We start from the raw sequence: 11,106 nt of genomic DNA on the forward strand, positions 1-11,106 counted from the left end.
CCCGGTCGGGTGACGCAGGTGTCGGGTGGCGGCGTCGGGAGGCCAGACTGGGGCGATGGACGAGGAGGAACCGCTGGCGTCGTGGGCGGCCAGGCGGGAGCAACGGCTGCGGCCGGTCGGGCAGTTGCGGGTCGTACGGCTCACGGTCGGGCGGCAGCGGGGCGCCCATGTGCTGCCGGGCGAACCGAGGCTGATCGTGCGCTGGGACGGCTACCAGTGGTTGCCGGAAACGGTGGCCGAGGACTACGCCACCGCCCAGCGGATCCTGTACGGGGCCGAGGGCGCGGGAGCGCCGCGGCCCGGGCGCCAGGCGCGGCGGCCGGGGAAGGCGCCGGGGCGCCACCGCAAGCCCTGAAGCCCGCGCGGGACCGGGCCTCGGCCCGGACGCCGGGCCGTAACGGGACCCCGGGCTGTAACCGGACCCCGGGCCGTAACGGGACGCCGGGCGGTAACCGGCCCCCGAGAAGCGGGCGGGGTCCGGCGCCACCCGGGCGCCGGACCCCAACGACCTCCGACCGGAGGTCAGTTGTGGGCGTGCAGGTCGGCGTTCAGGCCGCCCCAGGAGCCGGAGCGGGCGATGACCTCGACCGCGCCGCTCTGCGAGTTGCGACGGAACAGCAGGTTGTCCTGGCCGGACAGCTCGACGGCCTTGGCCACCGTGCCGTCCGGGGTGGTGACCCGGGTGCCGGCGGTCACGTACAGGCCGGCCTCGACCACGCAGTCGCTGCCGAGCGAGATGCCGATGCCCGCGTTGGCGCCGAGCAGGCAGCGCTCGCCGACCGAGACGACCTGCTTGCCGCCGCCGGACAGGGTGCCCATGATCGAGGCGCCGCCGCCGATGTCGCTGTGGTCGCCGACGACGACGCCCGCGCTGATCCGGCCCTCGACCATGGAGGTGCCCAGCGTGCCGGCGTTGAAGTTGACGAAGCCCTCGTGCATCACGGTGGTGCCGACGGCCAGGTGGGCGCCGAGCCGGACGCGGTCGGCGTGGGCGATGCGCACACCGGTCGGGGCGACGTAGTCGGTCATCCGCGGGAACTTGTCGATCCCGTAGACGGCCAGCTGGCCGCCCTGGGCGCGCACGGCGAGCCGGGCCTGCTCGACCTTGTCCACCGGGACGGGGCCGATGCTGGTCCAGGCGACGTTGGCCAGCAGGCCGAAGACGCCGTCCAGGTTCTGGCCGTGCGGCTTGACCAGGCGGTGGCTGAGCAGGTGCAGGCGCAGGTACACGTCGTGGGTGTCGAGCGGCTTCTCGTCCAGCGAGGCGATGGTGGTGCGCACGGCGACCACCTCGACGCCGCGGCGGGCGTCGACGCGCAGCGCCTCGGCCGCGCCGGCGCCGAGCTCGGCCTCGGCCTGCTCGGCGGTCAGACGGACGGTGCCGGCCGGGCCGGGCTCGGCGGCCAGCACGGGGGCGGGGAACCAGGTGTCGAGGACGGTGCCGTCGGCGGCGATGGTGGCCAGACCGGTGGCCACGGCGCCGTTCGCCGGGGAGGTGGATTCGAGCGAGGTGGATTCAGCAGTCACACCGTGCACGTTAACCAATGCGGGGCCCCGGTGCCGAACACGCCCACCGGGCGGACGCGCCCGGCGAACGCGCCGGTCGGCGGCCCGCGGGGCGGGAAAACCCGGTGCCCGGCGTTCGGGCGCTGGGCAATACTTCAGCGGGTGTTCATGTCGATCTCCACCACCGGCAGCGCCGAGGACCCGGCCACGGACCTCGGGTTCCTGCTGCACAAGCACCCCGACAAGGTCCAGCGGTTCACCACGTCGCACGGTGAGGCCCACGTCTTCTACCCCGAGGCGAGGGACGGGGTCTGCACGGCGGCGCTGCTGCTGGACGTCGACCCGATCGCGCTGGTCCGCAAGGGCCGGGGCGACGGCAGGGGGCGCGGCGGCTCGCCCGACTTCGCGCTCGCCCAGTACGTCAACGACCGCCCGTACGCCGCCTCCTCGCTGCTCGCGGTGGCGCTGCGGACGGTGTTCCGGTCCGCGATGAAGGGCGACTGCCCGGCCCGGCCCGAACTGCCCGGGCGGGCCCGCCCGCTGCGGATCGAGCTGCCCGCCGTGCCCGCGAACGGTGCGGGCGGGGGCGGCGGCCCGGCCCTGGTGGTCCGGCTGTTCGAGCCGCTGGGCTGGCGGGTCGAGGCGACGGCGGTCCCGCTGGACGAGTCGTTCCCCGAGTGGGGCGAGTCCCGCTACGTCCGGATCGCGCTCTCCTCCGGGACGGTCCGGCTCGCCGACGCGCTCCAGCAGCTGTACGTGCTGCTGCCGGTGCTGGACGGCGCCAAGCACTACTGGGTCGCCCCGGACGAGGTGGACAAGCTGCTCGCGGCCGGTCAGGGCTGGCTGGCGGCCCACCCTGAGCGCGCCCTGATCGCCCGCCGCTACCTGGCCCGCCGCTGGTCGCTGACCCGCGCCGCGATGGAGCGCCTGGAGCTGGCCCGGCTGGCGGAGGCCGACGACCGCGAGGTCGAGGAGATCGACAACGCGGTCGACGACCGGTCCGAGGAGGAGGCGCGGGACGATCCGGAGCCCCGGCAGCCCTCGCTCGCCGAGCAGCGCCGCACCGCGATCCTCGCCGCGCTGCGCGAGACCGGTGCCGCCCGCGTCGCCGATCTCGGCTGCGGCCAGGGCGAGTTGATCGGCGAACTGCTCAAGGACGCCCGGTTCACCGGAATCCTCGGCGTGGACGTCTCCGCCCGGGCGCTGCGGTCGGCGGGGCGCAGGCTGGGCCTGGAGCGGATGCCGGAGCGTCAGGCGGCCCGGGTGGCGCTGGCGCAGGGAGCGCTCACCTACACCGACGCCCGACTCAAGGGCTTCGACGCGGCGGTGCTGTGCGAGGTGATCGAGCACCTGGACCTGCCGCGGCTGCCCGCGCTGGAGTACGCGGTGTTCGGCGCCGCCCGGCCGAGGGCGGTCGTGGTCACCACGCCGAACGCGGAGTACAACGTCCGCTGGGAGAGCCTGCCGGCGGGCGCCGTCCGGCACGCCGACCACCGCTTCGAGTGGTCCCGGGCCGAGTTCCGGGCCTGGGCCGGGAAGGTCGCGGCCGCGTACGGCTACACCGTGGAGCTGCGCCCGGTCGGCCCGGAGGACGAGGAGGTCGGCGCCCCGACCCAGCTGGCCCTGTTCACCGCGACCACAGCACCCACCGCGACCGCGACGCCCACCACACCCACCACGACCCCCGCGCCGGACCCGACCGCGACGCCCGAAGGAGGCGAGCCCCGATGACCGATGACCCGACCGACACCCCCGGCGAGAGCCGGGACCAGGACCGCGCGGAGAGCACCGCCTCCCGCCGCCTCCCCGTCACCGACGTCTCCCTCGTCGTCCTGGTCGGCACCAGCGGCGCGGGCAAGTCCACCTTCGCCCGCCGCCACTTCCTGCCCACCCAGGTGGTCTCCTCCGACTTCTGCCGCGGCCTGGTCGCCGACGACGAGAACGACCAGTCCGCCTCCGCCGAGGCCTTCGACGTCCTGTACTACATCGTCGGCAAGCGCCTGGCGGCCGGCCGGCTGACCGTCGTGGACGCCACCAACGTCCAGCCCGAGGCCCGCCGCCGGCTGGTCGAGATCGCCCGCGAGCACGACGTGCTGCCGATCGCGATCGTCCTGGACGTCCCGCCGGGGGTGTGCGCCGAGCGCAACCGCTCCCGCCTGGACCGGCAGCTGCCGGCCCACGTGATCCCCCGCCAGCACCGGGAGCTGCGCCGCTCCCTCCGGGGGCTGGAGCGCGAGGGCTTCCGCAAGGTGCACGTCCTGCGCGGCGAGGCCGAGGTGGCGGCCGCCGGGATCGAGCTGGAGAAGCGCTACAACGACCTGCGCCACCTCACCGGCCCGTTCGACATCGTCGGCGACATCCACGGCTGCCGCTCCGAGCTGGAGACCCTGCTGACCCGGCTCGGCTACGCCCTGACCCGGGACGCCGGGGGCCGCCCGGTGGACGCCGCGCACCCGGCGGGCCGCACCGCCGTCTTCGTCGGCGACCTGGTCGACCGCGGCCCCGACACCCCGGGCGTGCTGCGCCTGGTGATGGGCATGGTGGCGGCCGGCCACGCGCTCTGCGTGCCGGGCAACCACGAGAACAAGCTCGGCCGGGCGATGGACGGCAAGAAGGTCAACGTCGCCTACGGCCTCCAGGAGTCGCTGGACCAGCTGGCGGGGGAGAGCGAGGAGTTCCGGGCCGAGGTCCGCGCGTTCATGCGCGGCCTGGTCAGCCACTACCTGCTGGACGGCGGCGCCCTGGTGGTCTGCCACGCAGGCCTGCCGGAGCGGTACCACGGCCGCAACTCCGGCCGGGTCCGCTCGCACGCGCTGTACGGGGAGACCACCGGCGAGACTGACGAGTACGGCCTGCCGGTGCGCTACCCGTGGGCGGAGGAGTACCGGGGCCGGGCGCTGGTGGTCTACGGCCACACCCCGGTGCCGGCCGCGAGCTTCGTCAACAACACCGTCTGCCTGGACACCGGCTGCGTCTTCGGCGGCAGCCTGACCGCGCTGCGCTACCCGGAGCGCGAGCTGGTGGGCGTCGAGGCCGAGCGCGAGTGGTACGCCCCGGTGCGCCCGCTGATCACCGACGCGCCGGGCGCGCGCGAGGGCCGTCCGCTGGACCTCGGCGACGTGGCCGGGCGCCGGACCGTCGAGACCGGGCTGCACGGGCGGGTGGCCGTCCGGGAGGAGAACGCGGCCGCCGCGCTGGAGGTGATGAGCCGCTTCGCACTGGACCCGCGGCTGCTCGCCTACCTGCCGCCGACCATGGCACCGAGCGCCACGTCCCGCCGGGACGGCTACCTGGAGCACCCGGAGGAGGCCTTCCTCGGCTACCGGGCGGACGGCGTGCGGCACCTGGTCTGCGAGGAGAAGCACATGGGCTCGCGCGCGGTGCTGCTGGTGGCCCGGGACAGGGCCGCGCTGGAGCGCCGCTTCGGCGTGGCCGGCCCCGGCGCGATCTGGACCCGGACCGGCCGCGCCTTCCTCGCCGACGAGGAGCTGACCGGCGCCGTGCTCGACCGGGTCCGGGCGGCCGCCGAGCGCGCCGGGCTGTTCGAGGAGCTGGCCACCGACTGGCTGCTGCTGGACGCCGAGCTGATGCCCTGGTCGCTGAAGGCGGTGGAGCTGCTGCGCCGCCAGTACGCGGCGGTCGGCGCGGCGGCGGGCGCCGCCCTGCCGGAGGTGCTGTCCGCGCTGGAGCGGGCGGCCGGGCGCGGCCTGGACCTGGCCCGGCTGACCGACCGCCAGCGGCAGCGCGCGGCCGACGCGCGGGCGTTCACCGAGGCGTACCGGCGCTACTGCTGGCCGACCGAGGGCCTGTCGGGCATCCGGCTCGCGCCGTTCCAGCTGCTCGCGGCCGAGGGGGCGAACCTCGCGGTGCGCCCGCACGACGAACACCTGGCCTGGATCGACCGCCTGGCCGCCGCCGACGAGACCGACGAGACCGACGAGACCGACGGGATCGACGGGACCGGCACCGCCGGCCCGGCCGGGGGGACCGGCACGGAGGAGCCGGAGCGCCGCGAGGGGCCCCTGCTCCAGCGCACCCGTCGGATCCTGGTGGACACCGAGGACGAGGCCTCGATGGCCGCCGCCACCGCCTGGTGGGAGGAGCTGACCGAGGCGGGCGGCGAGGGCATGGTGGTCAAGCCGCTGGTCTCGCCGGTGCGCACGGCGCGCGGCAAGGGCCGGCTGGGCGGCCTGGTGCAGCCCGGGGTGAAGGTGCGCGGCCGGGAGTACCTGCGGATCGTCTACGGACCGGACTACACCGAGCACCTCGACCGGCTGCGCCTGCGCGCGCTGGGCCACAAGCGCTCGCTGGCGCTGCGCGAGTACGCGCTGGGCCTGGAGGCGCTGGACCGGCTGGCGGCGGGGGAGCCGCTGTGGCGGGTGCACGAGCCGGTCTTCGCGGTGCTCGCGCTGGAGTCGGAGCCGGTCGACCCGCGGCTGTGACGGAGGTGGAGGCGGAGGCGGAGGCGGAGGAGGGGAGCCCACGGAGCCCACGAGGAGGGAGCCCACGGAACCGACGGAGCCCCCGTGGGCGCCCCTCCTCCGCCCAGCCTCCGTATATAAATTCCGAGTATCGTATAGACTTGCCGCTTTCCGCAGTCCGTCAGTCCCGTCACCCCAGGAGCCCGGCATGGCCTTCAACCTCCGGAACAGGCACTTCCTCAAGGAGCTCGACTTCACGCCCCAGGAGTTCCGCTTCCTGGTGGACCTCGCCGCCACGCTCAAGGCGGCGAAGTACGCGGGCACCGAGCAGCCCCGGCTGCGCGGCAAGAACATCGCGCTGATCTTCGAGAAGACCTCCACCCGCACCCGCTGCGCCTTCGAGGTCGCCGCCCACGACCAGGGCGCCACCACCACCTACCTGGACCCGGCGGGCTCGCAGATCGGCCACAAGGAGTCCGTCAAGGACACTGCCCGGGTGCTCGGCCGGATGTTCGACGGCATCGAGTACCGCGGCCACGGCCAGGAGATCGTCGAGGAGCTGGCCGAGTTCGCCGGCGTCCCGGTCTGGAACGGCCTGACCGACGAGTGGCACCCCACCCAGATGCTGGCCGACGTGCTCACCGTCACCGAGCACACCGCCAAGCCGCTGCCGGAGGTCGCGCTCGCCTACCTCGGCGACGCCCGCTCCAACATGGGCAACTCGCTGCTGATCACCGGCGCCCTGCTCGGCATGGACATCCGGATCGTCGCCCCGCGCGCGCTCTGGCCGACCGAGGAGGTGCAGGAGTCGGCGAAGGCCCTGGCCGGGACGACCGGCGCCCGGATCACCCTGACCGAGGACGTGGCCGAGGGCGTGGCCGGCGCCGACTTCCTCTACACCGACGTCTGGGTCTCGATGGGCGAGCCCAAGGAGGTCTGGGCCGAGCGGATCGAGCTGCTCAAGCCGTACCAGGTCTCCATGGACACCGTCCGGGCCACCGGCAACCCGGACGTGAAGTTCCTGCACTGCCTGCCGGCCTTCCACGACCTCGGCACGGCGGTCGGGCGGCAGATGCACGAGGCGACCGGCATGACCGAGCTGGAGTGCACCGACGAGCTGTTCGAGTCGGCCCACTCCATCGTGTTCGACCAGGCCGAGAACCGGCTGCACACCATCAAGGCGGTGCTGGTCGCCACCCTCGGCTCCTGAGGTACCGGCTCCTGGGTGCCCGCTCCTGAGCACCGGCTCCTGGGCGCCCGCCCCGGCGGCCGCGCGGCTCAGCCGTCCAGCCTCACGCAGGCCACCCGGTCGCCCGCCGCGTGCGGGCCGGCCGGGGTGCCCGCGTGCAGCACCAGCGAGCGCGCCTCGCCCGGTCGCGGCTGCCAGCCCACCACGGTGGTGGCGCTGCCCCGGCCCCGCCCGTCGGTGCGCAGCGCCAGCCGCAGCTCGTTGCGCTCGTTGGCGTACGCCGGGTCGGTGGACGGCTGCACCGGGTCGACCTCGTCCTGGTAGTGCGGCCCCGAGGAGGCAGGGTCGGCCCCGCAGCGGCCGGTGTGCAGGTGTGCGGGGAACTCGTGGTCGGGGGCGAGTCCGGAGGCCTTCAGGGTGAGCACCGTCCGCCCGGGTACCGAGCGGTCGGTGACGACCCGGACGTGGGCGCCGTACGGCACCAGGTCGCTCGCGTAGCTGATCGCCGCCGGGGGGACGAAGGCGGTGGCCGGGTCGAAGTCGGCCTCGACGACCGAGACCGGTGAGGCGGCGGGGGCGAGCAGGGCCAGCGGCAGCAGGGCGGCGGCGAGCGGAGCGGTCATCGGTCGGGCCTTCCGGGGGCGGGGCGACGGGTCCCCCTGCTAACGGCGCCCCGGCCCGGAGGACACCGCTCCGGGCTCCCGGGACCCCGGCACGTCAGGCGGACGGCCCGCACCGGACCCCGCACCGGACCCCGCACCGGACCCCGCGCCGGACCCCGACCGGACCCCGCACCGGACCCCGTGCGGGCGAGCCGCCACACCCGCCCGGGCCCGGGCGCGGGGGTGAACCGGGTCCGGGGGCGAACCGGGCGCGAACAGAGGGGAAAGAGTGCGGACGGCCCCGCCGGCCGACGCCGCCCCCTCGCCGACCGGCGGTTCCGGTGGTGAGCTAGTGGTGGTGCCGCTGGCGGCGGCCGCCGTCGTGGCCGGTGCGGTCCGGCCGAAGAGGCCGGAGCGCGAGCGGTGCGGCCCGGACGATCGGTGTGCCGAGGCATGCACTATGGTTTATCTCGACATCGAGATAACTGCCGCCTAGGATATATCTCGACATCAAGATACTTGCCGAGAGGCGCTCGCCGGCGATGCGGGCAAGGCAAGCCTAAGTAAGGCTGACCTTACCACCGCGTGACGGCCGGATACCGCACGAAGCACCCAGAAGGAGTCAGTCGTGTCCGCGAACAGCTTCGACGCCCGCAGCTCGCTGCAGGTGGGCGACGAGTCGTACGAGATCTTCAAGCTCTCCGCCGTCGAGGGTTCCGCTCGGCTGCCGTACAGCCTCAAGGTGCTGCTGGAGAACCTGCTCCGCACGGAGGACGGCGCGAACATCACCGCCGACCACATCCGCGCCCTCGGCAACTGGGACGAGAACGCCCAGCCGAGCCAGGAGATCCAGTTCACCCCGGCCCGCGTGATCATGCAGGACTTCACCGGTGTGCCGTGCGTGGTCGACCTCGCCACCATGCGTGAGGCCGTCAAGGAGCTGGGCGGCGACCCGGCCAAGATCAACCCGCTGGCCCCGGCCGAGCTGGTCATCGACCACTCGGTCATCGCCGACAAGTTCGGCACCAAGGACGCGTTCACCCAGAACGTCGAGATCGAGTACGGCCGCAACAAGGAGCGCTACCAGTTCCTGCGCTGGGGCCAGACCGCCTTCGACGAGTTCAAGGTCGTCCCGCCGGGCACCGGCATCGTCCACCAGGTGAACATCGAGCACCTGGCCCGCACCGTCATGGTCCGCGGCGGCCAGGCCTACCCGGACACCTGCGTCGGCACCGACTCGCACACCACCATGGTCAACGGCCTGGGCGTGCTGGGCTGGGGCGTCGGCGGCATCGAGGCCGAGGCCGCGATGCTCGGCCAGCCGGTCTCCATGCTGATCCCGCGCGTCGTCGGCTTCAAGCTGACCGGCGAGCTGCCGGCCGGCACCACCGCCACCGACCTGGTGCTCACCATCACCGAGATGCTGCGCAAGCACGGTGTGGTCGGCAAGTTCGTCGAGTTCTACGGCGACGGCATCGGCTCCATCCCGCTGGCCAACCGCGCCACCATCGGCAACATGTCGCCGGAGTTCGGCTCGACCTGCGCGATCTTCCCGATCGACGCCGAGACCATCAACTACCTGAAGCTCACCGGCCGCGACGAGCAGCAGCTCGCCCTGGTCGAGGCGTACGCCAAGGAGCAGGGTCTCTGGCACAACCCGTCGCACGAGCCGGTCTACTCCGAGTACCTCGAGCTGGACGTCTCCACCGTCGTCCCGTCGATCTCCGGCCCGAAGCGCCCGCAGGACCGCGTGATCCTGGCCGAGGCCGCCGAGCGGTTCGCCGAGGCGCTGCCGACCTACTCCGCCGAGGCCTCGAAGCCGACCGCCGTCACCGCCCCCGACGGCTCGTCCTACGAGATCGACAACGGCGCGGTCGTGATCGCCTCGATCACCTCCTGCACCAACACCTCCAACCCCTCCGTCATGCTGGGCGCCGCCCTGCTGGCGAAGAAGGCCGTGGAGAAGGGCCTGCACGTCAAGCCCTGGGTCAAGACCACCCTGGCGCCGGGCTCCAAGGTCGTCATGGACTACTACGAGAAGGCCGGCCTGCTCCCGTACATGGAGAAGCTGGGCTTCAACCTGGTCGGCTACGGCTGCGTCACCTGCATCGGCAACTCGGGCCCGCTGCCCGAGGAGGTCTCGGCCGCCGTCAACGAGGCCGACCTCGCGGTCGTGTCGGTGCTCTCCGGCAACCGCAACTTCGAGGGCCGGATCAACCCGGACGTCAAGATGAACTACCTGGCCTCCCCGCCGCTGGTGGTCGCCTACGCCCTCGCCGGCAACATGAACATCGACATCACCCGGGACGCCCTGGGCCAGGACGCCGACGGCAACGACGTGTTCCTCGCCGACATCTGGCCGTCGGAGCAGGAGGTCGCCGACACCGTCGCCGGCTCCATCGACGAGGCCATGTTCGACAAGGGCTACCAGGACGTCTTCGCCGGCGACCACCGCTGGCAGTCGCTCCCGGTCCCGACCGGCAACACCTTCGAGTGGGACGCCGAGTCCACCTACGTCCGCAAGCCCCCGTACTTCGAGGGCATGGCCAAGACCCCGAGCCCGGTGACCGACATCGCCGGCGCCCGCGTCCTGGCCAAGCTGGGCGACTCGGTCACCACCGACCACATCTCCCCGGCCGGCAACATCAAGCCGGGCACCCCGGCGGCGCAGTACCTGACCGCCAACGGTGTCGAGAAGCGCGACTTCAACTCCTACGGTTCCCGTCGTGGCAACCACGAGGTGATGATCCGCGGCACCTTCGCCAACATCCGCCTGCGCAACCAGATCGCGCCGGGCACCGAGGGCGGCTACACCCGCGACTTCACCCAGGCCGACGCGCCGGTGTCGTTCATCTACGACGCCTCGCAGAACTACCAGGCCGCCGGCGTCCCGCTGGTCGTCCTGGCCGGCAAGGAGTACGGCTCCGGCTCGTCCCGCGACTGGGCCGCCAAGGGCACCGCGCTGCTGGGCGTCAAGGCCGTCATCGCCGAGTCGTACGAGCGCATCCACCGCTCGAACCTGATCGGCATGGGCGTCCTGCCGCTGCAGTTCCCGGAGGGCGAGAACGCCGAGTCCCTCGGCCTGACCGGCGAGGAGACCTTCTCCTTCACCGGTGTGACCGAGCTCAACGAGGGCCGCACCCCGAAGACCGTCAAGGTCAAGGCCGGTGACAAGGAGTTCGACGCGGTCGTCCGCATCGACACCCCCGGTGAGGCGGACTACTACCGCAACGGCGGCATCCTGCAGTACGTGCTGCGCTCGCTGATCGGCTGAGCATGAGCCTCTGAGGGGGGGGGGGGGGCGGCCCCGGGGGGCGCCCCCCCGTGTTGGGGGGGGGGGGCGGCCACGCGTTTTTGTATAAAGCGCGGGGGGGGGGCGCCCCCGGGG

At 73.4% G+C, this 11,106-nt stretch carries 7 protein-coding genes; 5 read left to right on the forward strand and 2 right to left on the reverse strand.

Translation table 11 applies throughout. The features are described 5' to 3' along the window. Positions 1–55 precede the first annotated feature (55 nt). Positions 56–355, forward strand: coding sequence for a DUF6087 family protein (locus ACFCY1_RS35505; protein ID WP_063780004.1), 300 nt, complete (start codon positions 56–58; stop codon positions 353–355). A gap of 167 nt (positions 356–522) precedes the next feature. On the opposite strand, the gene dapD is transcribed toward ACFCY1_RS35505, so the two are convergent. Beyond that, positions 523–1,527 carry a 2,3,4,5-tetrahydropyridine-2,6-dicarboxylate N-succinyltransferase gene (dapD, locus tag ACFCY1_RS35510; RefSeq protein WP_049648981.1) on the reverse strand — a complete coding sequence of 335 codons (1,005 nt, stop codon included), beginning with the start codon at positions 1,525–1,527 and terminating at the stop codon, positions 523–525. Between the two features lie 141 nt (positions 1,528–1,668). Here dapD and ACFCY1_RS35515 point away from each other — a divergent pair, with 141 nt between their 5' ends. The 3 genes from ACFCY1_RS35515 to argF all read left to right on the forward strand — a co-directional run bounded on the left by ACFCY1_RS35515 (position 1,669) and on the right by argF (position 7,137). Beyond that, complete coding sequence (locus tag ACFCY1_RS35515; protein WP_375877228.1) at positions 1,669–3,237, forward strand: 3' terminal RNA ribose 2'-O-methyltransferase Hen1; 1,569 nt, start codon at positions 1,669–1,671, stop codon at positions 3,235–3,237. Next, positions 3,234–5,948 (forward strand): polynucleotide kinase-phosphatase, encoded by a 2,715-nt coding sequence (locus tag ACFCY1_RS35520; protein ID WP_375877229.1) that lies wholly within the window; start codon positions 3,234–3,236, stop codon positions 5,946–5,948. Before ACFCY1_RS35515 ends, ACFCY1_RS35520 begins: the two co-directional genes overlap by 4 nt. A gap of 187 nt (positions 5,949–6,135) precedes the next feature. Further along, a complete protein-coding gene (gene argF, locus ACFCY1_RS35525) occupies positions 6,136–7,137 on the forward strand; it encodes an ornithine carbamoyltransferase (RefSeq protein WP_049648979.1) in 1,002 nt (333 codons plus the stop codon). Positions 7,138–7,205: 68 nt separating this feature from the next. Here argF and ACFCY1_RS35530 read toward each other — a convergent pair whose 3' ends face one another. Then, the gene (locus ACFCY1_RS35530; RefSeq protein ID WP_375877230.1) at positions 7,206–7,739 is read right to left on the reverse strand and encodes a superoxide dismutase family protein; all 534 of its coding nucleotides are present in this window, start codon (positions 7,737–7,739) and stop codon (positions 7,206–7,208) included. 607 nt (positions 7,740–8,346) lie between these two features. On the opposite strand from ACFCY1_RS35530, the gene acnA reads away from it, so the two are divergent. After that, entirely contained in the window at positions 8,347–10,992 is a 2,646-nt protein-coding gene (gene acnA / locus ACFCY1_RS35535) for an aconitate hydratase AcnA (protein WP_049648977.1), read from the forward strand. Positions 10,993–11,106: the final 114 nt, after the last annotated feature.

The organism is Kitasatospora sp. NPDC056273, from assembly GCF_042268845.1.
Classification (GTDB): domain Bacteria; phylum Actinomycetota; class Actinomycetes; order Streptomycetales; family Streptomycetaceae; genus Kitasatospora.

Bases quoted from the DNA above. Each gene is read 5' to 3' on its own strand.
- argF (WP_049648979.1), top strand. From the start codon at position 6,136: ATGGCCTTCAACCTCCGGAACAGGCACTTCCTCAAGGAGCTCGACTTC.
- ACFCY1_RS35530 (WP_375877230.1), bottom strand. From the start codon at position 7,739: ATGACCGCTCCGCTCGCCGCCGCCCTGCTGCCGCTGGCCCTGCTCGCC.
- ACFCY1_RS35505 (WP_063780004.1), top strand. From the start codon at position 56: ATGGACGAGGAGGAACCGCTGGCGTCGTGGGCGGCCAGGCGGGAGCAA.
- ACFCY1_RS35520 (WP_375877229.1), top strand. From the start codon at position 3,234: ATGACCGATGACCCGACCGACACCCCCGGCGAGAGCCGGGACCAGGAC.